General features: G+C 35.2%; 24 protein-coding genes, 10 tRNA genes and 2 pseudogenes. 21 read left to right on the top strand and 15 right to left on the bottom strand.

The genetic code is table 11. The annotated features are described in order from the left end of the window. Positions 1-98: 98 nt before the first annotated feature. Genes HMPREF2767_RS05480 through HMPREF2767_RS05465 form a run of 4 tightly spaced genes read left to right on the top strand, consistent with a single transcriptional unit; the run spans position 99 to position 3,204 of the window. On the top strand, positions 99-1,088 hold the full coding sequence (locus HMPREF2767_RS05480) for a DctP family TRAP transporter solute-binding subunit (protein WP_070622913.1): 990 nt from the start codon (positions 99-101) through the stop codon (positions 1,086-1,088). 11 nt (positions 1,089-1,099) lie between these two features. Further along, complete coding sequence (locus tag HMPREF2767_RS05475; protein WP_070622910.1) at positions 1,100-1,552, top strand: TRAP transporter small permease; 453 nt, start codon at positions 1,100-1,102, stop codon at positions 1,550-1,552. 11 nt (positions 1,553-1,563) lie between these two features. Then, complete coding sequence (locus HMPREF2767_RS05470) at positions 1,564-2,850, top strand: TRAP transporter large permease (protein WP_070622907.1); 1,287 nt, start codon at positions 1,564-1,566, stop codon at positions 2,848-2,850. Positions 2,851-2,868: 18 nt separating this feature from the next. Beyond that, on the top strand, positions 2,869-3,204 hold the full coding sequence (locus tag HMPREF2767_RS05465) for a cupin domain-containing protein (protein ID WP_070622904.1): 336 nt from the start codon (positions 2,869-2,871) through the stop codon (positions 3,202-3,204). 67 nt (positions 3,205-3,271) lie between these two features. Here HMPREF2767_RS05465 and HMPREF2767_RS05460 read toward each other — a convergent pair whose 3' ends face one another. From HMPREF2767_RS05460 to HMPREF2767_RS05440, 5 genes are all read right to left on the bottom strand, one after another. Next, entirely contained in the window at positions 3,272-3,478 is a 207-nt protein-coding gene (locus HMPREF2767_RS05460) for an IDEAL domain-containing protein (RefSeq protein ID WP_070622901.1), read from the bottom strand. A 158-nt stretch (positions 3,479-3,636) separates the two neighbouring features. Further along, on the bottom strand, positions 3,637-5,190 hold the full coding sequence (locus HMPREF2767_RS05455; RefSeq protein WP_068130585.1) for a hydantoinase/oxoprolinase N-terminal domain-containing protein: 1,554 nt from the start codon (positions 5,188-5,190) through the stop codon (positions 3,637-3,639). Between the two features lie 2 nt (positions 5,191-5,192). Continuing rightward, positions 5,193-6,266 carry a DUF917 domain-containing protein gene (locus HMPREF2767_RS05450; RefSeq protein ID WP_068130582.1) on the bottom strand — a complete coding sequence of 358 codons (1,074 nt, stop codon included), beginning with the start codon at positions 6,264-6,266 and terminating at the stop codon, positions 5,193-5,195. Next, positions 6,263-7,582, bottom strand: coding sequence for a purine-cytosine permease family protein (locus HMPREF2767_RS05445; RefSeq protein WP_068130578.1), 1,320 nt, complete (start codon positions 7,580-7,582; stop codon positions 6,263-6,265). The genes HMPREF2767_RS05450 and HMPREF2767_RS05445 overlap by 4 nt, the downstream gene beginning before the upstream one ends. Positions 7,583-7,592: 10 nt before the next feature. Then, complete coding sequence (locus HMPREF2767_RS05440; RefSeq protein WP_070622894.1) at positions 7,593-8,171, bottom strand: TetR/AcrR family transcriptional regulator; 579 nt, start codon at positions 8,169-8,171, stop codon at positions 7,593-7,595. Between the two features lie 268 nt (positions 8,172-8,439). On the opposite strand from HMPREF2767_RS05440, the gene HMPREF2767_RS05435 reads away from it, so the two are divergent. The 3 genes from HMPREF2767_RS05435 to HMPREF2767_RS05425 all read left to right on the top strand — a co-directional run bounded on the left by HMPREF2767_RS05435 (position 8,440) and on the right by HMPREF2767_RS05425 (position 12,317). Further along, positions 8,440-9,024 (top strand): competence protein ComK, encoded by a 585-nt coding sequence (locus tag HMPREF2767_RS05435; protein ID WP_070456174.1) that lies wholly within the window; start codon positions 8,440-8,442, stop codon positions 9,022-9,024. A 238-nt stretch (positions 9,025-9,262) separates the two neighbouring features. Next, a complete protein-coding gene (locus HMPREF2767_RS05430) occupies positions 9,263-10,609 on the top strand; it encodes a ribonucleotide-diphosphate reductase subunit beta (protein WP_070622891.1) in 1,347 nt (448 codons plus the stop codon). Positions 10,610-10,628: 19 nt separating this feature from the next. Continuing rightward, the gene (locus HMPREF2767_RS05425; protein WP_070622888.1) at positions 10,629-12,317 is read left to right on the top strand and encodes a ribonucleoside-diphosphate reductase subunit alpha; all 1,689 of its coding nucleotides are present in this window, start codon (positions 10,629-10,631) and stop codon (positions 12,315-12,317) included. A gap of 440 nt (positions 12,318-12,757) precedes the next feature. Here the strand turns inward: HMPREF2767_RS05425 and HMPREF2767_RS05420 are convergent. The 8 genes from HMPREF2767_RS05420 to HMPREF2767_RS05385 form a co-directional block, all read right to left on the bottom strand. Next, a tRNA-Ser gene (locus HMPREF2767_RS05420) sits at positions 12,758-12,845 on the bottom strand. A 54-nt stretch (positions 12,846-12,899) separates the two neighbouring features. After that, positions 12,900-12,971, bottom strand: a tRNA-Glu gene (locus HMPREF2767_RS05415). A 7-nt stretch (positions 12,972-12,978) separates the two neighbouring features. Next, positions 12,979-13,050, bottom strand: a tRNA-Asn gene (locus tag HMPREF2767_RS05410). A 7-nt stretch (positions 13,051-13,057) separates the two neighbouring features. After that, positions 13,058-13,131: transfer RNA gene (locus tag HMPREF2767_RS05405), tRNA-Gly, on the bottom strand. Positions 13,132-13,139: 8 nt separating this feature from the next. After that, positions 13,140-13,212 (bottom strand) — tRNA-His (locus HMPREF2767_RS05400). Positions 13,213-13,214: 2 nt separating this feature from the next. Then, a tRNA-Phe gene (locus tag HMPREF2767_RS05395) sits at positions 13,215-13,290 on the bottom strand. A 13-nt stretch (positions 13,291-13,303) separates the two neighbouring features. Continuing rightward, positions 13,304-13,379, bottom strand: a tRNA-Asp gene (locus tag HMPREF2767_RS05390). 11 nt (positions 13,380-13,390) lie between these two features. After that, a tRNA-Met gene (locus HMPREF2767_RS05385) sits at positions 13,391-13,463 on the bottom strand. A gap of 143 nt (positions 13,464-13,606) precedes the next feature. On the opposite strand from HMPREF2767_RS05385, the gene HMPREF2767_RS05380 reads away from it, so the two are divergent. From HMPREF2767_RS05380 to HMPREF2767_RS05350, 7 genes are all read left to right on the top strand, one after another. Beyond that, positions 13,607-14,194, top strand: coding sequence for a thermonuclease family protein (locus HMPREF2767_RS05380; protein WP_070622885.1), 588 nt, complete (start codon positions 13,607-13,609; stop codon positions 14,192-14,194). A gap of 294 nt (positions 14,195-14,488) precedes the next feature. Beyond that, positions 14,489-14,563: transfer RNA gene (locus HMPREF2767_RS05375), tRNA-Asn, on the top strand. 10 nt (positions 14,564-14,573) lie between these two features. Further along, a tRNA-Ser gene (locus tag HMPREF2767_RS05370) sits at positions 14,574-14,663 on the top strand. 137 nt (positions 14,664-14,800) lie between these two features. Continuing rightward, the gene (gene queD, locus HMPREF2767_RS05365; protein ID WP_070622882.1) at positions 14,801-15,175 is read left to right on the top strand and encodes a 6-carboxytetrahydropterin synthase QueD; all 375 of its coding nucleotides are present in this window, start codon (positions 14,801-14,803) and stop codon (positions 15,173-15,175) included. Next, positions 15,175-15,915 (top strand): 7-carboxy-7-deazaguanine synthase QueE, encoded by a 741-nt coding sequence (queE, locus tag HMPREF2767_RS05360; protein WP_070622880.1) that lies wholly within the window; start codon positions 15,175-15,177, stop codon positions 15,913-15,915. The genes queD and queE overlap by 1 nt, the downstream gene beginning before the upstream one ends. A gap of 231 nt (positions 15,916-16,146) precedes the next feature. Continuing rightward, entirely contained in the window at positions 16,147-16,806 is a 660-nt protein-coding gene (locus HMPREF2767_RS08915; protein WP_070622877.1) for a transglycosylase family protein, read from the top strand. A 79-nt stretch (positions 16,807-16,885) separates the two neighbouring features. Next, positions 16,886-17,383 (top strand): hypothetical protein, encoded by a 498-nt coding sequence (locus tag HMPREF2767_RS05350; RefSeq protein ID WP_070622874.1) that lies wholly within the window; start codon positions 16,886-16,888, stop codon positions 17,381-17,383. Positions 17,384-17,441: 58 nt separating this feature from the next. Here HMPREF2767_RS05350 and iadA read toward each other — a convergent pair whose 3' ends face one another. Then, the gene (gene iadA / locus HMPREF2767_RS05345) at positions 17,442-18,593 is read right to left on the bottom strand and encodes a beta-aspartyl-peptidase (protein WP_070622871.1); all 1,152 of its coding nucleotides are present in this window, start codon (positions 18,591-18,593) and stop codon (positions 17,442-17,444) included. A 47-nt stretch (positions 18,594-18,640) separates the two neighbouring features. Between iadA and HMPREF2767_RS08940 the strand changes: the two genes are divergently transcribed. From HMPREF2767_RS08940 to HMPREF2767_RS08585, 7 genes and pseudogenes are all read left to right on the top strand, one after another. Further along, positions 18,641-18,832: a JAB domain-containing protein gene (locus HMPREF2767_RS08940; RefSeq protein WP_083302063.1), complete on the top strand. Its 192-nt coding sequence runs from the start codon at positions 18,641-18,643 to the stop codon at positions 18,830-18,832. A 29-nt stretch (positions 18,833-18,861) separates the two neighbouring features. After that, a pseudogene (locus tag HMPREF2767_RS08595) lies at positions 18,862-19,199 on the top strand (transposase); the annotation flags it as partial. 9 nt (positions 19,200-19,208) lie between these two features. Further along, positions 19,209-19,586 (top strand): annotated as a pseudogene (locus HMPREF2767_RS08865) (DUF6262 family protein). A 235-nt stretch (positions 19,587-19,821) separates the two neighbouring features. Then, complete coding sequence (locus HMPREF2767_RS05335) at positions 19,822-20,187, top strand: ArsR/SmtB family transcription factor (protein WP_068128936.1); 366 nt, start codon at positions 19,822-19,824, stop codon at positions 20,185-20,187. Continuing rightward, on the top strand, positions 20,180-22,594 hold the full coding sequence (locus tag HMPREF2767_RS05330) for a cadmium-translocating P-type ATPase CadA (RefSeq protein ID WP_070622868.1): 2,415 nt from the start codon (positions 20,180-20,182) through the stop codon (positions 22,592-22,594). Before HMPREF2767_RS05335 ends, HMPREF2767_RS05330 begins: the two co-directional genes overlap by 8 nt. Positions 22,595-22,673: 79 nt before the next feature. Beyond that, the gene (locus HMPREF2767_RS05325) at positions 22,674-23,291 is read left to right on the top strand and encodes a CadD family cadmium resistance transporter (protein ID WP_068128932.1); all 618 of its coding nucleotides are present in this window, start codon (positions 22,674-22,676) and stop codon (positions 23,289-23,291) included. Positions 23,292-23,472: 181 nt separating this feature from the next. Next, positions 23,473-23,625: an IS3 family transposase gene (locus HMPREF2767_RS08585; RefSeq protein WP_083286835.1), complete on the top strand. Its 153-nt coding sequence runs from the start codon at positions 23,473-23,475 to the stop codon at positions 23,623-23,625. A 56-nt stretch (positions 23,626-23,681) separates the two neighbouring features. Here the strand turns inward: HMPREF2767_RS08585 and HMPREF2767_RS05320 are convergent, their stop codons facing one another. Beyond that, positions 23,682-24,284 carry a hypothetical protein gene (locus HMPREF2767_RS05320; RefSeq protein WP_070622865.1) on the bottom strand — a complete coding sequence of 201 codons (603 nt, stop codon included), beginning with the start codon at positions 24,282-24,284 and terminating at the stop codon, positions 23,682-23,684. Positions 24,285-24,333 lie beyond the last annotated feature (49 nt).

The following is a 24,333-nucleotide window of genomic DNA, read 5'->3' as shown; positions in this document are numbered from 1 at the left end:
ATATGAATAATAATAAAGCTAATTGTTGACTAAAATTTTTAATTCTTATAAACTTAAATGCATATATATGAAAACGTTATCAAAAAGAGGGATGGATAATGAGAAAGATGGTAATGGTTATCTTTTTAGTCTTGCTCGCAGGGTGCTCAAATCATGCGGATGAAAAGGACAATATAGAGTTACAGCTTGGGCACGCACTATCTCCAGGAACCGCTGCGTCAGACGAACTAGAGCGAATGGCAGAAGCGGTTGAAGAGAGAACAAATGGAAAAGTGACATTTGATATATATGGAAATAGTAAGCTTGGATCTGAAACAGAGATGCTTCAACAAATCCAAATGGGTGCAATGGATGCTGGCGCAATTATGATTGGTTCAATGCAAACGTTGGATATGCGCCTTGCTATTGAAGACTTACCATATATGTGGAAAGATCAACAAACTGCACGAGAAGCGTATGAAGGTGAATTTGGTGATTATTTATCTGGAATTGCGTCTGAATATAATCTTCACCAAATTGGATACTTAGAATGGGGATTTAGACATATCACGAATAATTCTAAACCAATTGTAGAGCCTGAAGATGTTAAGAACTTAGATATACGCGTTGCTGAAACTGCTTTAAGGGTCGATACTTTTGAAGCATTGGGAGCAATGCCAACAGTAATGGCATTTAGTGAGGTCTATGGTGCCCTTCAACAAGGTGCATTAGATGCTCAAGAAAACCCGCTCGCAAACATAGCTGCACCAAGATTCTACGAAGTACAGGACTACTTATCGCTTACAGGACACTTTTACAATACTGTAATGGTTGTCGTATCTGAAGACACGTGGAATGAGATTTCTAAAGAAAACCAAGAGATTATTTTAGAAGAAATGAAAAAGTCTACAGAAAATGTTTATACAGCAAACGATGATAATGAATCATCGTATTTACAAGAATTAGAAGAGAACGGTATGCAAATTAACGACGATGTAAATACAGAATCATTTAGAGAGAAACTGCTTCCGGTATACGCTAAGTGGGAAGAAAATGTATTTGGTAAAGAGTTAATGGATGTTTACCGTAAAGCATCAGGATTTGAATAGGAAGGTGTATCATGCACAAGATGATAGTAAAGACACTCAATTGGCTATGTATTGCTGCCATTACGATATTAACTGGGATTATATTACTACAAGTTATCGCAAGAATTTTTAACTTTACACTTATCGGGACAGATGAGTTATCAAGATTGTTAATCGTATGGCTGACTTTTTTAGGTACGAGTTTAGCATTTCATGAAGATATGCACTTGTCCGTACAATACTTTGTAAACAAGTTAGATGATAAAAAGAAAAGGTTTGTAAACTTGATTGTAAACGGTTTACTTATAATATTTTTCTTAATTATTGCGTTTTATGGAGTTAAATTTTCAATTGCATCTATGAATTACGTATCGTCATCTCTACAGTTACCGATGAGTATATTCTATTTAGCATTACCTGTCGGTGCATTATTCTCAATTTATTTTTTAATCATATCAACAAAAAATATTTATGAAAGCAAGTAAGAGGTGAAGGTATGACTATTCTATTAATATTACTCGCATTTTTTGGTCTGTTATTTTTAGGGATGCCAATTGCTTTCGTGATTGGTATTGTCGTCAGTCTAATATTACTGTTAGACGGAGTTCCACTGGAGATTCTCATTCAGCGCATGTTTGCTGGTGTAAATAACTTTTCATATTTAGCAATACCGCTTTTTATATTAGCCGGTAACATTATGGCTGAAGGTGGACTAACTAAAAGATTAATGGCATTTAGTAAAATGCTAGTCGGTAAATTAACCGGTGGTACTGCTATTACAACAGTAATTACAACAGCATTATTCGGAACAGTGTCAGGGTCAACAGTCGCGACGACTTATGCTGTAGGGTCTGTGTTGGTTCCGAGGTTAAAAGAAGAAAAATATAGCAATTCGTTTATAGCGAGTATCATCGGTCCAGCAGGTGTATTAGGACTAATTATACCGCCGAGTATTACGATGGTAATTTTAGGAATTACAGCAAATATTTCAATTGGTAAATTATTCTTAGCAGGAATTATACCGGGAATTATTTTAACTTTAATGCTTTGTATTTATGTAAGTGTTATCGCGAAAATTAAAGGATACGGAGAAATTAGAGAAGAAAAGTTAACGAATGAAGATTTCTTAAAAACGACAAAGGAAGCATTTTTACCGTTACTCGCGCCAGTCTTCATTTTAGGAAGTATCTTCTTAGGAGTTGCGACAGCAACTGAAGCGGCCGTCATTGCGGTTGCATATAGTTTCTTACTTACTATTTACTATAAGGAAATGAGTTTTTCAACTTTTAAGCATATTATGAAAGACTCAGCAGTAACATCTGCATCGATATTAGTAATTATTTCTGCAGCAAGTGCATTTACATATTTACTAACGGTTAAAAAGATTCCAGCTACGATTTCAGACTTTTTCTTTAGCTATGTAGATTCACCAATTATGTTCTTATTAGTCGTTTCTTTAATACTATTTATTTTAGGTATGTTAACAGAAGTAACATCTCTAATTATACTGTTAAGTCCAATATTCATGCCACTCGCAATTCAGTACAATATCGATCCAATTCATTTTGGAATGGTTCTTATTATGAACTTCGCACTCGCGAATATTACACCACCGGTCGGTTTATCACTAATTGCAGGGTGTAGTATTACAGATAAGGGAATGAGTATAGAAAAGACGCTACCGTATATCGCGCATATATTAATTATTGTCGCAGCAATGGTAATTCTTATTATATTCTTCCCGATACTATCAACGTTCCTTCCAAGTATAATGATAGAATAATTTTAAGTAGGTGATGAAATGATATTTAATGAAAAAGAACCTTTAAAAATAGATAACCACTTCGGTGGTAAGGGCACAATTGAAATTTATAAACATGTTAAAAATGATGATCTAGAAAATATCTACATGGTAGCGAACGTCGTGTTACCAAAAGGTACATCTATTGGTTATCATTTACACGACAAAGACTCTGAAATTTACCACATAATAAAAGGTAAAGGTCTATTTATAGATGAGAACAAAGAGGAACATGTCGTTCATAAAAATGAATGTTGCGTTATTAAAAAAGGGCAGTCTCACGGGATTGAAAATATTGGAGACGAGGATTTAGAATTTATTGCGATATTATTTTAAATTAAAAAGCTGATTGAGTTTATGATTAAATCTCGATCAGCTTTTTCATTTGAACATTGTTTTAATATTAATTTTTAACATTTTTTAATAACTCCGTATACTCATTAAACAGTTCTTCGTTTTTAGTTAATAACGCCTCTTCGATTTTTTGTAAATAATGTGCTTCTTTAAAATGATTTAAAGACTCTTCGAGAATAAGATCTGCCGAAAGATCTGTGGCGGCTTGTAAAAACGCGCGACGTTGAGCGAGTAGTTTAACTGACTTACTTTCCATTGGTAACGCCTCCAATCAATTGATAATTATTATTATAGTGAGTAGTTATGTGGAAGTCAATATAATATTTGAAATTGTCTGAAAATAATAACAGTTAGATAGATTATAAAATGAAGAATCACACAGTGATAGAATTATTCTCTGTGTGATCATAATATTTATTTAAGTGGTCCAGCAGATTTAACCTTAACGTGTGTAGCGCCACCTGGTAAATAAGCAAGTGGTATTTCATCAAATGTAATTACTTCTGTTTTTTCTCTTACTGCACCAGCTTCAACAGCATCTTCAATAGCAAGTTTTTTTAATTCGTCGATGACTGACTCTCTTGTGTCAGGGCTAATATTTACCACTTTTTCAACTTCGCCACTAACATCTGAAATAGCTGATCCTATAGCGTTAGCGACCGAACCGCTCTCTGGATTAGCGACGACACTTGCACCTTCGATTTTGCTATCTGATTTTATTAATGCACTTCCTCCGCCAACTAGTACAACGGGTATATTATCTCTCGAAGTCTTCATTTTTTCTACTGCGATCTCAATCATTTTTAACATTTCTTGGTAGACAGCATCTACAAACTCGGAATCTAAATGAGATAATTTCTCTTTATCTCCAAGGTTTAGAAAACCTTTCGCTACTGCAATGTCAGTAGTTGTAAGAGTATCACCACCAAAAACAAGTGCTTTCTCTGGCAGTTGATATCCTACACTTTCTGGACCGACTGTAAAGGAATTAACATCACCAGTAATAATTGTACCTCCACCTAAAGCGATAGAGTATATATCAGGCATTCTAAAGTTCGTTTGAACACCACTTAATTCGACAGAAATTGATGATTCTCTTGGGAAGCCTTTTTGAAGGACTCCAATATCCGTTGTTGTACCTCCAATATCTACTATAATTGCATCATCAAATTCTGAAAGATAACTAGCACCACGTAAACTGTTTGTTGGTCCACATGCCACAGTGAGAATAGGGTATTTTAATGTATATTCTTTACTCATAAGCGTTCCATCATTCTGACAAAAGTATGGAGTGGCTGGAATGCCGTGTTTTCTTAAAGCATTTTCAAAGCCAGTGATTGTACGCTCAGCTACCGTCTGAATTGCGGAATTTAATACAGTTGCATTCTCTCTTTCTAATAATCCTAAACTACCGATTTCTGAAGATAGGGAAATAGGAATATCATCTCCTAATAAATCTCGTAGAATTTTTGCTGCCTTAATCTCATGAACATTGTTTACAGGCGAAAATATGGAAGTAATCGATATTGAATCAACTTTATTCTTTATTTGAGTTGCAATTTCTTCCAGTTTCTCGACATCTAAACCACTAATTAGTTCTCCGTTAAATTCGTGACCGCCAGCTACTTGATATACGTGATTACTTAATTTTTCTTTTAAATCATCCGGAACATCATAAAGTGGTTCAATAGCTGCTCCCGCTGGTAACCCAATTCTAATAGTTGCAACTTTATCTAAACCATTTCGTGTAACAATGGCATTTGTACATTGTGTTGTACCTAACATTGCATGCTTGATATTATTTTTGTCTAATGTAGTATCTTCGAGAAGTTTTTGAATAACGTTGTTAATACCTGTTTCAATATCATCTGTAGTAGGGGATTTGAAAGATGATAATACGTTTAGGTTTTCATCTAAAATGGCACCGTCAGTATTTGTCCCACCCACATCTATACCTAATTTATACATTTTTATTTACCTCCATTTAATGACTCGATCGTTTCATAGTCTAAATCATAACCAAAATATCTTGGACCAACAGTGTCGATTGCTTTTTTTGTCCTCCACTTTTCATCAGCTGGCATACCTAGAATTACGACTCTCATTCCAAACTGTAAACCTTCAGTAGTAATTGGCATACCTGTTTCTTTATCTAATACCGTAACTAAATCGGGAGTAATCGCTTTTGGTACATCGTTTACATAACAAATTAGATTTTCATTTTGAAACTCGACTGAAGCAGTTTGATTATTAAATTCATCAATCCCTTCAAAGTTTGCTTTTCCTTTAACAAAGCCACCATCAGTAGCTCTATTAATATCTACAATTTTTCCTGAAAATAATACATAACCATTTAATTTGGTTTTTAATGATTCAATAACATTTGATTTATTTAATAAAATATCACCGATTTCTTCTTCGAGAGTTAAAGAGTGATGGACTGCGCTTTCTTTGACTTCTTTACCAGTCATAGGGTATATAGCATTAAGTAAGGAACCTCCTGAAACCATAGTGACTGAGCGCGCAATTTTTTCTGCATATACACCATCAATGGCATTTACTAGTGTTGCATTTTCTTTTTCATCCGTTAACACCATTGGAGATGCATTAATGCCATCTAAATAGAAAGTAACCATTTGTAATTCAGGGAAAGCACGTCCCATACCATCTGAATCAACGATAGGTAAATCTAGAGTAGCTGCTAAAGCGATTGGAATTAGTGAGTTGACTCCACCGGCTTCGATAGGCATTGTAGCAGTAATTTTCTTACCTAAATGTTTTTCTAGTTCCTTAAATGCAGCAATAGCTTCGTCACCAGATGGAATTTTCTCTACCATTACTGATGGAGCCCCCATCATAGCTGATGGAACAACTAGGTCATCATCATTTAGTTCGTCATAACTAATTAATTTAACAGGACCATACTTTTCAATAGCTTGTTTTGCCATTAATTTACCTATATAGGGATCACCACCACCACCTGTACCAAGTAAAGCAGCTCCAAGTGACATTTTTTCTATTTCTTCTAAACCAATGAGTCTCATAAATTTCTACTTCCTTTCACATCTAAATTAAATTTGCTAACTATCAGTTGTAGTATTAAAGCAATTAAGTATGCATCTAATGCTGAAATCGTTGTTAATTTGAATAAATCAAAACCTATTGGTGCAGGCGAGGTAGATAATGCGATTAAAATTGCTACGACCCAGATAATAACACTGAAATAATTAAACTTAATTATGTGTGGTATATGACTATAATGATATTTTGAATGTCTCATAAAAAAGTCGGCTACATATATCCCACCAACAGGAGGTATCATTATACTTAAAACACTCAAGAACGGAATAAAGTTTTGGTAAATACCTGTTATAGCGAATACCGTTCCAACTGTACCTGCAAAAATAGTAATAATATATTTAGGAATCATTTTAAACACTACTGAAAAGGCAAGGGATGATGAATATAGATTGGTATTATTTGTTGTCCATTGAGCTAAAATTAAGACTAGCATACCACCCGTTCCCCATCCGATACTTATCATAATTTGTACAACATCAGTTTGAGATGTTGCTTTTGCCAAGAATACAGCAAGAATTAATACAATAGAATATCCTACAAAGTAGCTCAGTAATGAAGCTATTAATGTATCCGTTGATGATTTTGAATATCTAGAAAAATCAGGAGCTATTATAATCCCAATCGCAAGAGATCCAATGACGATTGAAATTCCTGCTCCAAATGTTATTGTTTCTCCAGTTAAAGGCGCATTAATTAACTCCGTAATGTTATAACTTTTAAGGATAATAAAAGCTGATCCGATTAGTAAGAAAGCAAGAAGAGGTACTGCAAATATACTTAATTTTTCAAGGGCTTTATAACCAATCATTGATGTTACTGTCATCAAGAAACCACCCAATATTACTAACCAAACTTTGTTTATTTCAACACCAAAAACGGAATTGATTACTGCATAAAGACTAGACCCAAAAAGATCGAGTTGAACTCCAAACCATCCAAATAGAGCAACGGCAATTACTAAAGAGACTAGAAATGCACCGTATCTCCCTAATGCAAAAGTGGATACCATTGCCGTAGATAAACCTGTCTTATCTCCGACGAATCCCGAAAACGCATTTAAGATAGAGAGTATGAATGCACCAATTCCAGCTGAAATGATAGCTTGTTCTAGACTCATTCCGCTACCTAAAGCTCCTCCGAGAGCAGTTGCGGATAGAGCAATTATTCCCGCAGTCCAGACTAATGAAAGTTTGACCCAACTTTGCCTTTTTTCCTGTGGAACTGGTTCGATTTCATAATCTTCGAGTATGTTAGACTTTTCTATTTCACTAACTTCCATAATAAACACCTCATTTTTTTAATGATTTATAAGAATATAAAAGTAAATTCTTTGATATGGCTAATCGTTTTGGCATATTTTCTGATGAATAAACGATACTTTCCCAAAACAATGCATTTGATAAGAGGACTATATATTCAAGAAGTAGTTTGCTTGATTCTTTATCAAAATTATCGTTTGATAAATATTTTTCAAATGAATCTGCTAACCAAGTTGAGTATCTAAATTGGTAATGATTAATCTTTTCTTGAATTTCTAAGTTATGACTATTAATAAGTTGTAAATAAGCCATAGTATCAATTGGATTGTCTTTATGAAATTTCACTATGTTATCAAGTAATAAATTTAGAGAATCAAGAGTACTTATATTTTTATTGAATAAATCGGCTGATATTAAGGAATCTAGATGACGACCTAGTATAATATCGACACACTCTAAAACGAGCTCTTCTTTACTTTTAAAAAAATAATAAATACTTGCTGACTTAATTCCACAATCTAAAGCGATGTTTTTCATAGTGGTACCATCAATGCCAAATTTTGAAATATTTTCAATCGTAGCATTGATAATTTCATCTTTTTTGTTCAAAAAAACTCACCTACCTAACGTTTGATAGGTATATTATCACGAATATTCTTACTTGTAAATATATTCTGACAATTTAATTTATAAATAAATTGGATATGTTTTTTTAACACTCATGATAATAAATTATTAATTGTTAAATAGATGTATTCATCGAGAAATCAAAATGAAAAATACGTTATTAGGGAGAAGATTGATCATAACAGCTTTTTATTTAACATTTATAAACATATGTTGTATAATAAGTTAACAACACATGGAGGTAATTGTAGTGCTTACATATTATTCAATTAATAAAAATACGATGTATATTGCTTCGGATAACTATTTCAATACGAACACGTCAATTGCTAGAGAAATTACAGGAGAAGAGTATGTGATTAAAAAAGAAGCGAATAAGTTAATGGCAGAGAATTGTTTGCGGTTCTCTTCGAATTATTTACATAGGAAAGCAATTACTAAGGATATGACGAATATTACTTCTAAGCCACCAATTATGATTGATTTCTTTGGAAGTTATATTTATTTTCCTTTGTTTTCTGACCGTAACTCTTATAATCTTTGGTTTAACATCAGACATATTAAACGGTATGAAAAAGATGAAAGTCGTACACGCGTTCATTTTTATAACGGAGAAGATATCGTCGTTGATGTGACTTATTATCAATTCGACAAACAATACTCTAACGCGATGAAGTTGTATTATAAAATTAGCTTAAGACGTGAAGCATTTTATAGAGAAACAGAAGTTAATGATCGATCGTTGTTGTCACAGAGAGAAACTTTAATGCTAGACGAATTCAAACGACACGAATATTTAATGCATATGCAGCAGCTAGACTATGGTGTGTACTAGCTGTTTATAGCTCTTACGTTTTTAATCTTTTAAAGACGTAAGGGCTTTTTATTTGCGTGATAAGATTTTCTTTTCTTAAATATAATGTATCTATATATTGTGCTATTCTATTTGTTTTCATAGTTTTTCACACTATATATTGTGTGTCGTTTTAAAAAATTAAGTAAAAAGTCATTCCATTTTTATCGTGTTAGTGTTAGAATGAATAATCGAAAGATAAAGAAATGAGGTCGAAGTTTTGATTACACAAATTAGAAAACGTAGTGGCGAAATTGTGAATTTCGATAAGAATAAGATTTCCGTTGCAATGTCTAAAGCGAATAAAGCAACTGGTGAACCAGGTATGGCTGAAAAGATTGATGACTTAACGGATCAAGTTGTTAAAGTGCTAGAAAAAAGCGAAGATATTATTACAGTTGAATATATTCAAGACGTCGTAGAGGACGTTTTACTGAAAAGTGATTACAAAGATACAGCACGTGCGTACATCATTTATAGAGACCGTCAAAAGCAAAAGAGAAAGCGCGATATTTTTGAGAGAAGAGCGGAAATGAAGCCGTTTGAATACCCTGAATTATATCAGTATGTCGATGCGATTCGACACTCTTACTGGATTCATACAGAGTTTAACTATACATCAGATATTCAAGACTATATGCAAGGGGCGTTACCTCACGAGAAGACTGCAGTGACACGTTCGATGCTTGCGATTTCCCAAGTTGAAGTTGCAGTAAAAACGTTCTGGGGAGATCTTTATCACCGTATGCCGAAGTACGAGATCGGTGCGGTTGGTGCAAGCTTTAGTGAATCAGAAGTTCGTCACGCAGATGCGTACAGTCATTTACTCGAAATTTTAGGGCTGAATAATGAATTTAGTAAAATCAAAGACATTCCAGCGTTAAAACAACGTGTCGATTATTTAACACGTATGGTTCAATACGCGAGAAGTGAAGATGATAGAGAGTATATCTTATCGATGATTTTATTCTCACTATTTACTGAGCACGTGTCATTATTTAGTCAGTTCTTAATTATGATGTCATTTAACAAGCATAGAAATATGTTTAAAGGATTATCAAACGTTATCGAAGCGACTTCTAAAGAAGAGCAGATCCACGGTATGTTCGGTATCGACATTGTAAATACAATTCGCGAGGAACAACCAGATTGGTTCGATGAGGATATGGAAGAAGCGGTGTACAAAGCGTGCCGTGAAGCATATGAGTCAGAAGAAAAAGTAATCGACTGGATCTTAGGCGAAGGTGAACTTGAGTTTATGTCAAGTAACGTCGTTAAAGAATTCGTTAAACAACGTTTAAATAATTCACTTGTATCAGTAGGATATGAAAAATTATTTGATGTCGATGAAAAACTCGTCGCTGAGACATCTTGGTTTGACGATGAAGTTATCGGTACAAAACTCACAGACTTCCTTCACAAACGTAGTGTAAACTACACGAAGTTTAGTCAATCAGTAAGTGGAGACACGATTTTCTCACCAAAATCTGATTTAGAAGGTAAGACAAAACAAGAGGTAAACCAAACAATCAGACTTAGAATGCTCAACGTAAACGATTTGAAGTAAACAATTAGGAGGATTTCAATTGGCTAAACAACCATTTTATTGGCTTAACGAAGATTCTCGCGTCTTCTTAGAACGCGGGTATTTATCAGAAGGCGAAACACCTGAACAAAGAATTAGAGATATTGCTAATAAAGCAGAAGAAATTTTAGGAATAGATGGATTTTCAGATAAATTTTACGACTACATGGGTAGAGGTTTTTATTCACTTTCAAGCCCAGTGTGGTCGAACTTTGGTAAAAAACGTGCATTATCAATTAGCTGCTTCGGTTCATATATTGAAGACAACGTGCCGTCAATTATGGACACAGCAAGTGAAGTTGCATTAATGAGTAAATACGGTGGAGGAACGAGTGGATACTTCGGTAAAATTCGTCCACGTGGATCTGAAATTACTGATAACGGACATACGAGTGGATCCGTTCACTTTATGAAACTATTCGAACAAGTCACTGACACGATCAGTCAAGGTTCTGTTCGTCGTGGTCGCTTCAGTCCGTATTTACCAATCGAACACGGGGATATCCATGAGTTTTTAGATATTGGTACAGAAGGGAACCCAATTCAAACGTTAACTCACGGAGTTTCAGTGACAGACAAATGGCTCGAAGAAATGATTCGTGGAGATGAAGAAAAGCGTGACGTTTGGGCGAAACTTTTATCAAGACGTGTTCAAATGGGTTATCCGTATATTTTCTTCCATGACAATGCAAACAACGACACAGTAGATGTTTATAAACACAAAGGGTTAACAATTAACAACTCAAACCTTTGTTCAGAAATTATGCTGCCAAATAAAGAGGATTGGTCATTCGTATGTAATTTATCTTCAATGAATATTGAACGTTATGACGATTGGAAAGATACAGATGCAGTAGAAACGATGATCTACTTCTTAGACGCAGTTATGAGTGAATTTATTGCTGACTTAGAATCAATGAGAGATTCTGAAGACGCGGAACTCCGTGAAGCATTTAAACATATGAAACGCGCATATAAATTCGCGGTTGAAAACCGTGCATTAGGACTCGGAGTACTCGGATGGCATTCATATTTACAAGCGAACATGATTCCATTTGAAAGTATTGAAGCAAACAAAATTAACTCACAAATCTTCTCACTCATGAGAAAGCGTGCGTATAAAGCAAGTGAAGAACTCGCAGAAAAATTCGGTGAACCAGCAGTTCTTAAAGGATACGGTAGACGTAACGCCACGCTACTTGCGGTCGCACCAACAACGTCAAGTTCATTCATTTTAGGTCAAGTTTCAAAATCGATTGAACCATTCATGTCAAACTACTTCGTAGTCGACACTGCAAAAGTTAAAAAGACAATGATTAACCCGTACTTAAGAGAATTATTAGAAGAAAAAGGCAAAAACACTGAAGAGATTCTAAAGTCAATCCGTGACAACGACGGATCAGTTCAGCACTTAGACTTTTTATCAACAAAAGAAAAAGAAGTATTTAAAACGTTTGGTGAATTAAACCAATACAACGTCATTGAACAAGCATCAACAAGACAACAATTCATCGACCAAGGTCAATCATTAAACATCATGGTAAACCCAAGTCACATTACAGCAGAAGAATTAAACGAACTGCACTTATTCGCTTGGGCGAATGGTATCAAATCACTATACTATCAACACGGTACAAACGCAGCACAGCAATTTAACTTAAGCAAAATTTGTATCAACTGTGAAGCATAAAACGATAAAACACCTACTAACCGAACGTTAGGAGGTGTTTTTTAAATCTTTTTAGTGATGCTTGGATTGATTAGAATGGTTTTTGTAAATAAGAAGGTAAAAGTATTTGTTCGATCGGAATGTTAGAGTGTTTTTCATCTTATTGAGTGATAAGTAACTTTCTCTAAATTATATTTAACAAAAATTTCGTGATTCTGTTAGATATCCGGATATAATTAACAGATTTTCAAAAATCTGACGGGTTTTTGTTAAATATATTTTTATAATTAACAAATTTTGACTCGCCGACACAGTTTTTGTTAATTATCTGGATATATCTAACAAATTCCAGCTGAAAAGAGTAAAAATTGTAAATAAGAAGATGAAAAACCGCACGCCACCGACACGACATCCTCACAATTAAAAAAGACGAGTACTAAAATCAGTACTCGTCTAATTAGCGGGTAGAAAGGGATTTGAACCCTTGAAACGGGGTTGCCGTTTACACGCGTTCCAGGCGTGCGCCTTCAGCCGCTCGGCCACCTACCCAAACTTATTAAATTATAAAAATAAAAGGCTGTTCGAATGAACAACCTTTAAGAATGACCCCTACGGGACTCGAACCCGTGTTACCGCCGTGAAAGGGCGGTGTCTTAACCGCTTGACCAAGGGGCCATAAAAGCTCCGCAGGTAAGATTCGAACTTACGACCGATCGGTTAACAGCCGATAGCTCTACCACTGAGCTACTGCGGAATAATAATGGAGCGGGTGAGGAGAATCGAACTCCCGACATCAGATTGGAAGTCTGAGGTTTTACCACTAAACTACACCCGCTAATGAAGGGCGACTGATGGGAATCGAACCCACGAATGCCGGAGCCACAATCCGGTGCGTTAACCACTTCGCCACAATCGCCATGGTGGTTCTGGACGGAATCGAACCGCCGACACTCTGATCTTCAGTCAGATGCTCTACCAACTGAGCTACAGAACCTTAAATATATAAATGGCGGTCCCGACGGGAATCGAACCCGCGATCTCCTGCGTGACAGGCAGGCATGTTAACCGCTACACCACGGGACCTCATTAAAAAATTGCGGGAAGTGGATTTGAACCACTGACCTCCGGGTTATGAGCCCGACGAGCTACCAACTGCTCCATCCCGCGTTAATATGAATTTTTAACGTCTAGATAGTATTCTACACAATGAAACGAATAATTACAAGAGCTTTTTATTAATTTTAAAAAATAAAATGTATCTCTATATAATTTCTTGTATAATTGTAATAGCATAAATGAAGGATGGTTTTATGAACAAGAAATTTAACGTGAACGACCTATATAAACCAGGTAAAGATCCTTTTAAAAAGTTTCGCAAATTAAGTTTACCTGGTTTACTGATTGTCTTTCTGTTTTTAATAGTATTATATTTCGTCAGTGAGAATCCAAAAATTGTCGAAACTGGTGTAGATATAAATGATGCTGAAAGTCTCGTAAAATACGAAGTGACAGTTGATTTTCATATAGATGGAGATACGACTCGATTTTACTTTAATGATGAAAGTTATTCCTTTAGATATTTACTAATTGATACTCCTGAAATCGGCAGAAAATCTGGTGAGAAAGACGAGCCATTCGCAAAAGAAGCGTTACATAGAGTAGAGGATTTACTTAATAATGCAGAACATATATATGTTATGTTTGATCAGTCACAAACAGATAATTATGGTAGATATTTAGTATATGTATTTGCGGATGACATAATGGTCAACGAACAACTTGTAAAAGAAGGGCTTGCAGAAGTGAAGTACGTATATCCGCCAAATACAACGTACGAAAATAAAATGCGTCAAGCAGAAGAAGAAGCGAAAAGAAAGAAAGTCGGTATGTGGAGATAAGCAATAACTTTCTAATTATGTCTAAATTATGAACGTCTAATTGAGAAAAACGAATTATTTTCTCAATTAGGCTTGTTTTATTTTTAAAGGGGTGCTATTATAAAATCATGAAATGAACAAATCGCCCCCCGATTACATTTTCATTTCGAAGTTGTTCGCAAAACTAATAAATTTTTAAGCAATGCAGAAAATAAAATCTGCGTTGCTTTTTTATTTAATTCATATTTTTTTATAAAATATCATTGAAATATTTTACAGAGTTGCTATAATAGAACATGTTGATTAATTAAATATTCCGCAGTAGCTCAGTGGTAGAGCTATCGGCTGTTAACCGATCGGTCGTAAGTTCGAATCTTACCTGCGGAGCCATTTTTATTTTGGGCACGTACTCAAGTGGCTGAAGAGGCGCCCCTGCTAAGGGTGTAGGTCGGTTCATTCCGGCGCGAGGGTTCGAATCTCTCCGTGCCCGTACATAAACCTTATTATATAAGGGATTTAACCAGTTTGGTGACTAACTGGTGGCAGTTATGAAAATAACTGCCGTATTTTTTTTGTCTTTTTTAAATGATACAATGTATATAACGAGTTTATACAAGGAGTACGAATATGTTTTACAATTATGAAATAACAAAAGAGTTTCATTTTAGTGCGAGTCATCAATTAGATTACTTACCAGAAGGACATCAATGCAAAAGACTGCACGGTCATAATTATATCGTTAAAGTGACTTTAGGCTCAGACGAACTCAATGATGATGGTTTTGTTACAGATTTTAGTTTATTAAAGCCAATTAAAGTATTTATAGATGAAAATCTCGATCACAGACATTTAAATGACGTGTTTGATTTTAAAACAACTTCTGAGAATATCGCAAAATTCTTCTATGAAAAAATCAAAAATGAGTTAAATATGGATAACGTTGTAGAAGTTGCAGTATCAGAAACGCCAAAAACATGGGCGAGATACAGGGAGTTACGCTAATGAGACAACAAAAGAAAATGCCTATTATGGAAATTTTTGGACCGACTATACAAGGAGAAGGTATGGTCATTGGTCGAAAGACGATGTTTGTTCGTACTGGTGGATGTGATTATTCATGCGCGTGGTGTGACAGTGCCTTTACGTGGAATGGTGAAGAAAAGGCGAACGTACTTTCAGCAGAAGACGTCTATAATAAAATTCAAGAAATAGGCTACGTAGATAATAGAAGAAATTTTAATCATGTGACGATTACAGGAGGAAATCCTGCACTTATTAATAAACCGATGAATGATCTAATTGATATGCTCCATAATGATGAGGTGAAAGTCGGATTAGAGACTCAAGGTTCTATTTACCAAGAATGGTTTTTAAAAATAGATGATTTAACAATTTCTCCGAAACCACCATCTTCTAAAATGGAAACAGATTTTAAGATTCTCGATGATATATTAAATAAACTAGATGAAGCGGCTGTCAATTTCAGCTTAAAAGTCGTTATATTTAATGAAGAAGATTTTGACTATGCGAAATACGTATATAATAGATATAAAAATTATAATCGAAATTTTTATGTGAGTGTTGGGAATCCGGACCCTTATGAAGGTGGCGATATAAGTCGCCGTCTATTAAACGATTTAAAAGAGTTATGGGAAATGGTGCTAAACGATCCTGAAGCTAATGATTTTAAGCCATTACCTCAACTTCACGCACTAATTTATGATAATCAAAGAGGTGTTTAATGACGATTGTTACAATCTGTTACACGCCTGACACAATCACTTCAAACCTTATAGAAATAGGTCTTGGAGTGATTTTTTTGGTTAATCGTATCTGAGTAATGAAATACTATGTAATTATCCTGTCAAATATGGGCGTGATTCTTAATATTGCTGTAACCACAGTAATATTTAGACGTGCTATAGTATGTACAGTGAAAGAAATGATTCTACATTTTTTAGGAGGATTTCATAGTGAAGAAAACAATTTTAACAACAGGTTTAGCAGTTGGTTTAAGCTTATCATCATTAGCAGGAGTTCAAGCAAATGCGTCAGAAGTTAATGTTGATGAAGCAAAACTTGCAAAACTTGCAATCAATAATCCAGAAAAATTAAACGAAGCACCAGTTCAAGAAGGAGCTTACGAAATCTCATTTGATCTTGAAGGTACAACTTTCAAATTCAAATCAGATGGAGAAAGATGGGTATGGAAATACGCACCAGTTGGTTCGGATTTCTCTGATTTTGATAACTCATTTAACAACAACGAATCATATGTAGCAAGTGCTCCAGTAGTAGAGAACTATTCTTCTTACGAAACGTATGAAGCACCAAGCTACTCATATAACGAACCAAACTATTCGTACAGTGCTCCAAAAGCATCAGCTCCATCATCAAACGATGGTTTAAACTGGGCTGCTCTTGCAATGTGTGAATCAGGTGGTAACCCGAACATCGTAGATGCTTCAGGAACTTACCATGGATTATACCAATTTGACGCTGGTACATGGGCATCAGTAGGTGGTACAGGAGTTGCTTCTCAAGCATCTGCTGAAGAACAAACAATGCGTGCACAAATGTTATATGCTCAACGCGGTGCACAACCATGGCCTACATGTGGTGCTTACCTATAATATTTAATAAATCAAGCATGTTTTCTTCGTGAAAACATGCTTTTTTTGTTATTATTATAATTAAGAGAGTGGTGATTATATGGATATAAGTCTAGACGTCATTAGTATTTTATCGATTATAATTGCAGTCATTGCTATTACGACAGCAATTTTAGCATTTAGAGTTCGTGGCAAGTCTCAAGTGTTACTTACTCAACCTTATTTGGAAATCGATGAAGTAAAGACATTTAAAAACGATCAAAACCGTCTTGTTCTGCAGTTTAGAATTATAAACAACAATGCAAATCCGTTTCATTTTGAGGATTTTACAATTGAAGGTTATGATTTTACGACAGATTATGAATATGGGACACCAGCAGTGGATTCACGAGGGGTTATAGAGCATGACGTAATTAAACTAAACGTTTATATCGAAGAAAGAACAGCGTTTAATGCGAGAATTTTAATTAGATATCGTGACTTTAACAACCATGTACATAAAGCGCGATCAGTTAAAATCTACATTGAAGGTGGAGAAATCGCGCATGACGTCACAGGTACGAAATTTATTTTAACGAAGCGTACTGCGATGTTTTAAGGTGAATTAAATGCAGAAAAAATAGAGATGTTATTTAACATCTCTATTTTTAATTTAATTATTCAAACGTTCCTTTTACAATGACAGCACCACGTGACATCATCTGTCTACCTCTCATAAATACTTCTGTAAGTTTAAATGTGTCTTTATCAATAATTAAAATATCTGCGTCATAGTCTTTCGCGATATTTCCTTTATGTTCTAGTTCTAAAGCTCTAGATGTGTTAGTTGTCACTAAACATAAAACTTCTTCTAATGAAAGAATATGATGTTGTACGACTCTTTTCACTGTCTCTAAAATAGTATCAGTAGGTGCGACGTCTAAGCCGAGTAGATTACCGTCGTCATCAAATTTAGGTAAGCTTCCATTACCGTCAGTAGATAACGTCAGTTGTGATAAATCTCCATTATTTTCTTTGTAATATTTGACCCATCCAAATGCCTCATCATAATCACATGTAATGTCAACAAATGCCCCTTTTTTACCGAGAGTAATGGCGTCGTTCATTAACTCTTTACTTCTATTAATATGTGTTGCATATAACTTTGAAGCAGGTAATTCGTACTCATCGAGTACCTCATGTAATTGTGATAAATAAGCTTTCCCCGGCCCAGTATGGAAATGTGTAACACCAACTTTACCACTTATTAATCCGCCAACACGAGAATCTCCAATAATTTTTGCGAGTTCATGCGTACTCGGTTGACCTGATCGTGAATCGGCTATTGCAATTTCAGCAGTACCGATGATTTTATCGATTAAAATAATATCGTCTTTAACGTTCCCTGTAATTGTCGGTGTAGGTACGTCATAATTTCCTGTGTAAATGAAAGTAGTGACACCTTCTTTTTCTAATCCGCGCGCTTTAGCGAGTAGGGATGAAACATGTCTCGTCGTGCCGTCAGTTCCGAGTAGTCCAACGACAGTTGTTAAACCACTTTTTATAAGGTCACTGAGTTGAACTTCAGGTGTACGCTTATGGAAACCACCTTCACCGCCACCACCGAGTAAGTGGATATGTGGGTCAATAAAACCAGGAACGACGTAGTTATTATTAGCCTCGATGACTTTAACAGTAAACATTTTTTGAAGATCTGTGACATCGATATGATCGTCAATTTTTAAAATTTTATGTTGAGTAAATAAAATATCTTTTTTGCCTAATGACTTTGGAGTAAATAAATCTGCGTTTTTAATTAATGTAAACATATTAACACTCATTTCTAAATATTCTTACTATTTATATAACCATATTAATGAAATTAAAACATGTTCTATTTTTAAGCACTAAATATAAGGTACTTTATGAAGAAACATTATTTAAAGGAACTGTTGATTCAACTTTAGTAAGTCCAAAAGAAATATTTAACCGGGCATTGCTTACTTCATGTACTGCGATAGTATGTGTACATAATCATCCAAGTGGAGACCCATTAAACATAGTATAATAAATAATAGTAGTTAAAGTAGTTTAGGAGGAGATGTGCTCAATCTAGATGATGATAGTGAAGTCGATGATGTAGAGCTTCAGATGATGTAGAGCTTCAATGGTTCAAGAAAAATATAAATGCACAAGTGCTTCCAAATGGTTATTGTAGATTGCCAGTAATATCAGGTGGTTGTCCACATGCGAATGCATGCTTAGATTGCACTCACTTCTGTACCAGTAAGCAATTCTTACCACAGCACGAAGAACAGTTAGAGCGTACAGAAGAGTTATTAACCATAGCAAAGGATAAACAATGGCAAAGACAAATAGAGACTAATAGCCGTGTTAAAGAGCGTTTAGAACAAATCATTGAAAGTTTGACGGGGTTATTATCAATGGATAAACAAGTTAGAAATACAACAGAAATTGTACGTTTTGCGAAGCAGAAATCACAAAAGACAAGGTAAAAAGTAGACAAAGCGATTTCTAAATTTTCGATTGAAGGTAAAGCTATTAATTTTAATTCAATAGCAAAGGAAGCCAAAGTTTCTAAATCATGTCTTTATAAAGAACAAGATATTAGGCAAAGAATCGAATCCCTTCGTAAACGTTAAATAACATCAAATATAGTATCAAAATCTGAGAAAAGCTCTCGATCTGAAGGGGTTCTTGTTAAGACTTTAAAAACAAGAGTTAAGGAATTAGAGGAGGAAAATAAAAAATTAAAAAATCAAATTCAGAAATTATATGGAGAATTGTACAATAATGAATAGTTAAAAGTTAATCTATAAATGAATTGTGAAGAAATGTACTTAAACTAACAGGGCAGTTATGTTTAAGATACTTTAAAATTTGGTTAAAATCTCCGAAAGGATTGGTTTCTAACATTAGAAATCAATCCTTTTTAATATTAATTATATATCATTCAAACAATCATTTGACTATTTGTTTATGGTATGATATATTATAATCATCAAACAAATAGTCATTTGAATAAGGAGGATAATTATGACAAAAGATATGTGTGAAGTTACCTGTATTCACGAAGATAAGGTAAACAGGGCTAAAAAAGAGCTTGCTAAACAGAATCCTATGGATGTAGCGAAAGTTTTTAAGACTCTGTCAGATGATACAAGGGTTAAAATTGCTTATGTTTTATCTTTAGAGGGAGAGTTATGTGTTTGTGATGTAGCGAATATCATTGAATCTTCAACGGCTACGGCATCCTATCATTTAAGATTGTTGAAAAATTTAGGTATAGCAACATACCGTAAAGAAGGAAAATTAGTCTATTATTCACTAGATGATGAGCATGTTAAACAGCTTGTAGAAAAAGCTTTCTTGCATCAAAGGGAGGTTGCTAGTATTGGATAGTTCAACAAAAACATTAACAGAAGATAAACAGGTTTACCGTGTGGAGGGTTTCTCGTGTGCGAATTGTGCTGGGAAGTTTGAAAAAAATGTAAAAGAACTACCAGGGGTGCATGATGCGAAAGTCAATTTCGGAGCTTCCAAAATTGATGTCTTTGGCAGTGCAACTGTTGAAGATCTGGAAAAGGCTGGTGCTTTCGAGAATCTTAAAGTGGCACCAGAGAAGACTAGAAGACGGGTCGAACCAGTGGTAACAGAAGATAAAAATGTTTACCGTGTGGAGGGATTTTCTTGCGCAAACTGTGCTGGGAAGTTTGAAAAAAATGTAAAAGAACTACCAGGGGTGCATGATGCTAAAGTCAATTTCGGAGCTTCCAAAATTGATGTATATGGAAATGCATCGGTTGAAGAGCTTGAAAAAGCAGGTGCTTTCGAGAATCTTAAGGTAATTCCTGAAAAACTGGCGAATCCATCGATACAAGCGGTCAAAGAAGACACTAAGGCTCTTAAAGAAGAGAAAATACCGTTTTATAAAAAGCACAGCACATTGCTGTTTGCCACATTAATGATTGCTTTTGGTTACCTTTCTCACTTTGTAAATGGAGAAGATAACCTTGTAACTTCCATGTTATTTGTAAGTTCGATTGTAATTGGCGGATATTCACTATTTAAAGTTGGTTTTCAAAATTTGATACGCTTTGATTTCGACATGAAAACCCTTATGACCGTTGCAGTTATTGGAGCTGCCATCATTGGTGAATGGGCAGAGGCATCCATTGTTGTCATTCTCTTTGCAATCAGTGAAGCACTTGAACGTTTTTCTATGGATAGAGCAAGACAGTCCATTCGTTCATTGATGGATATTGCTCCAAAAGAAGCACTTGTTAGGCGGAATGGTCAGGAAATAATGATCCATGTGGACGATATCGCCGTGGGTGATATTATGATCGTCAAACCAGGGGAGAAAATTGCCATGGATGGGATCATTATAAATGGGGTGTCGGCTGTCAACCAGGCTGCTATAACAGGAGAATCTGTCCCTGTTGCCAAAACGGTAGATGATGAAGTATTTGCAGGTACGCTTAACGAAGAGGGACTACTTGAAGTAAAAATCACCAAATACGTAGAGGATACAACCATCTCCAAGATTATTCATCTGGTTGAGGAAGCACAAGGGGAGCGCGCTCCAGCGCAAGCATTCGTAGATAAATTTGCGAAATATTATACTCCGATCATTATGGTTATTGCGGCGCTCGTTGCAGTCGTTCCACCTTTATTCTTTGGTGGAAGTTGGGATACTTGGGTTTATCAAGGATTAGCGATACTTGTAGTTGGATGTCCGTGTGCATTAGTTATTTCTACTCCAATCTCGATTGTCTCGGCAATTGGAAATGCAGCTAAAAAAGGTGTGTTGATTAAAGGCGGTGTCTATCTAGAGGAATTAGGAGCCATTAAGGCAATCGCATTTGATAAAACAGGAACACTGACAAAAGGTGTACCAGTGGTAACAGATTTTAAAGTGTTAAATGATCAAGTGGAAGAAAAAGAGCTGTTTTCCATTATTACAGCTTTAGAATATCGATCACAACATCCACTTGCTTCAGCAATAATGAAGAAAGCAGAGCAAGATAATATTACTTATTCCGATGTTAGAGTGGAAGACTTCACTTCTATTACAGGTCGGGGCATTCAAGGGAATATAGATGGAACAACCTATTATATTGGCAGTCCAAGGCTTTTTAAAGAATTAAATGTTTCCGATTTTAGCCTTGAGTTTGAAAATAAAGTGAAAGTTTTACAAAACCAAGGGAAAACGGCCATGATTATTGGAACGGACCAAACAATCCTCGGCGTGATTGCTGTAGCAGATGAGGTCCGCGAAACAAGTAAAAATGTGATTCAAAAACTTCATCAGTTAGGAATCAAGCAAACAATTATGCTGACAGGTGATAATCAAGGTACCGCAGAAGCAATCGGTGCTCATGTAGGCGTTTCTGATATTCAGTCCGAATTGATGCCACAGGATAAGTTGGACTATATTAAAAAAATGAAAGCCGAGCATGGTAATGTAGCTATGATTGGCGATGGCGTCAATGATGCTCCTGCACTTGCTGCATCCACTGTTGGCATTGCAATGGGCGGTTCTGGAACAGATACTGCCATCGAGACAGCTGATATTGCATTAATGGGAGATGATTTAAGTAAGCTTCCATTTGCAGTAAGACTTAGCAGGAAAACGCTAAATATCATCAAAGCGAACATCACGTTTGCCATCGGAATTAAGATAATTGCCTTACTATTGGTTATTCCAGGCTGGCTAACCCTTTGGATTGCGATTCTTGCCGATATGGGAGCCACTATTTTGGTAGCATTAAATAGTTTGCGACTGATGAGAGTGAAGGATAAATAGGTACTATATGTGTGCAATTTACGGAAGGACTTTTCATTTTGAAGAAAAGTCCTATCCCTAAAATATTGGAGATGATAAAATTGTCGCGACGATACTGACGGCTACTGCGGTATATGTAGCAACAGGAATTGATTATCTCGTCATATTAATTCTTTTGTTTTCGCAAGTAAAAAAAGGTCAGGTAAAACATATTTGGATAGGACAATATATAGGGACTGCAATTGTGATAGGAGCAAGTCTTTTAGTTGCACAGGGGATTGTAAATTTAATTCCTCAGCAATGGGTTATCGGACTACTTGGGCTTTTACCACTTTACCTAGGCGTGAAAATATGGATTAAAGGAGAAGAGGATGAAGATGAAAGTAGCATTTTATCCTTATTCTCCTCTGGAAAATTTAATCAGTTATTTTTGACGATGACTTTCATCGTATTGGCTTCCAGTGCGGATGACTTTTCCATTTATATACCGTACTTCACGACCTTAAATATGTCTGAAATCTTTATTGTCACTATTGTCTTTCTTATTATGGTTGGAGTTTTGTGCTATGTCAGTTACCGTCTAGCTTCCTTCGATTTTATATCGGAAACAATTGAGAAATATGAACGTTGGATTGTACCAATTGTATTCATTGGGCTAGGTATTTATATATTGTTTGAAAATGGAACATTCAATGCTCTGATTTCATTTCTTCTTTGAAGTGGCGAATCCAAATCATAAAGTAAAGTATAAAGAGGTTATCCTATTGATTGGGATAACCTTTTTATATTTAACTAATTATCATTTACGTTAAACACATGTACTTAAAGTAAGAACATTGATTTAAACCATTTTTTTCATAATTTACTATTGATAAGATACAAACCCATCAAGAGAAGATATTGAAGTAAAAGGAGAAGTATTCAAGACATATGAAGCATTAGAGATCGCAGTACATGAATATATTAGATACTATAATAAAGATAGAATTAAGCTAAAATTAAAAGGCATGTCTCCTGAAGAATTCAGGAAACATACCTTACAATCTGCTTAATTCCAAAAGTCCAACTTTTGGGTAGCACATCATCAGCATACTGTTGTAAAAAGTTATTATTTAAATTTTAAAACAAGATCAAGTAATGACTCGTCTTCGCGAGACTGAACTTTCACTTCGTTTTCGTCTGGATCTACTGGACCATATGCAACTACTGCTTTAGTAGATTCATCTGTTTGAAGTGTTTTTGTAGAGTCGTTGACAAGTGCGTGATATTCACTATTTTCTGGAATATCTAATGTTAAGTTATCTGTTGCAATCATCCCAGTTTCTGAGAACTGACGTACCGCAAGGTCTAAAGCAAATGCTTCGTTTCCTGCAGTAGGGATTGATGACTTGTTTGTGAATTCATATTCGATGACGACAGCTTTCTTAGCTGTAGCATTTTCATCTGCTTCTTTTTCTTCATCTGATGGTTCGATATCGATAGTATCGATACGTGTAATTACGTATTTACCATATTCTCCATCATATTCAATCGCTTCGTTTAAGTCGTTTTCGCTTACGTCAACGTCTTTAACTACTGATTCGTTTGATTCTGTCGTTGCAGTTTCTTCTGTACCATTCTCTTTTTCGCTTGTTTTGTTATCATCAGTGTTACAAGCAGTAAGTAGTAATGTAGAAGCTGCACCTGCAACTAAAAAGTGTTTAAAACTCATTATTATGCCCTCCAAATTGTGTGAATAGTTTAAGTATATATGAGAACAA

Source organism: Nosocomiicoccus sp. HMSC067E10, from assembly GCF_001810835.1.
GTDB classification, from domain to species: domain Bacteria; phylum Bacillota; class Bacilli; order Staphylococcales; family Salinicoccaceae; genus Nosocomiicoccus; species Nosocomiicoccus ampullae_A.
The sequence above is the reverse complement of the archived record's forward strand: the minus strand, read 5'-3'. Positions and strand labels throughout refer to the sequence as shown.

Excerpts from the sequence above, each read along its gene's own strand:
- queD (WP_070622882.1), top strand. The coding sequence starts at position 14,801 with ATGTTTTACAATTATGAAATAACAAAAGAGTTTCATTTTAGTGCGAGT.
- HMPREF2767_RS05450 (WP_068130582.1), bottom strand. The coding sequence starts at position 6,266 with ATGAGACTCATTGGTTTAGAAGAAATAGAAAAAATGTCACTTGGAGCT.
- HMPREF2767_RS05470 (WP_070622907.1), top strand. The coding sequence starts at position 1,564 with ATGACTATTCTATTAATATTACTCGCATTTTTTGGTCTGTTATTTTTA.
- iadA (WP_070622871.1), bottom strand. The coding sequence starts at position 18,593 with ATGTTTACATTAATTAAAAACGCAGATTTATTTACTCCAAAGTCATTA.
- HMPREF2767_RS05480 (WP_070622913.1), top strand. The coding sequence starts at position 99 with ATGAGAAAGATGGTAATGGTTATCTTTTTAGTCTTGCTCGCAGGGTGC.
- HMPREF2767_RS05350 (WP_070622874.1), top strand. The coding sequence starts at position 16,886 with ATGGATATAAGTCTAGACGTCATTAGTATTTTATCGATTATAATTGCA.
- HMPREF2767_RS08940 (WP_083302063.1), top strand. The coding sequence starts at position 18,641 with ATGAAATTAAAACATGTTCTATTTTTAAGCACTAAATATAAGGTACTT.
- HMPREF2767_RS05475 (WP_070622910.1), top strand. The coding sequence starts at position 1,100 with ATGCACAAGATGATAGTAAAGACACTCAATTGGCTATGTATTGCTGCC.
- HMPREF2767_RS05445 (WP_068130578.1), bottom strand. The coding sequence starts at position 7,582 with ATGGAAGTTAGTGAAATAGAAAAGTCTAACATACTCGAAGATTATGAA.
- HMPREF2767_RS05335 (WP_068128936.1), top strand. The coding sequence starts at position 19,822 with ATGACAAAAGATATGTGTGAAGTTACCTGTATTCACGAAGATAAGGTA.
- queE (WP_070622880.1), top strand. The coding sequence starts at position 15,175 with ATGAGACAACAAAAGAAAATGCCTATTATGGAAATTTTTGGACCGACT.
- HMPREF2767_RS05455 (WP_068130585.1), bottom strand. The coding sequence starts at position 5,190 with ATGTATAAATTAGGTATAGATGTGGGTGGGACAAATACTGACGGTGCC.
- HMPREF2767_RS05465 (WP_070622904.1), top strand. The coding sequence starts at position 2,869 with ATGATATTTAATGAAAAAGAACCTTTAAAAATAGATAACCACTTCGGT.
- HMPREF2767_RS05320 (WP_070622865.1), bottom strand. The coding sequence starts at position 24,284 with ATGAGTTTTAAACACTTTTTAGTTGCAGGTGCAGCTTCTACATTACTA.
- HMPREF2767_RS05460 (WP_070622901.1), bottom strand. The coding sequence starts at position 3,478 with ATGGAAAGTAAGTCAGTTAAACTACTCGCTCAACGTCGCGCGTTTTTA.
- HMPREF2767_RS05380 (WP_070622885.1), top strand. The coding sequence starts at position 13,607 with ATGAACAAGAAATTTAACGTGAACGACCTATATAAACCAGGTAAAGAT.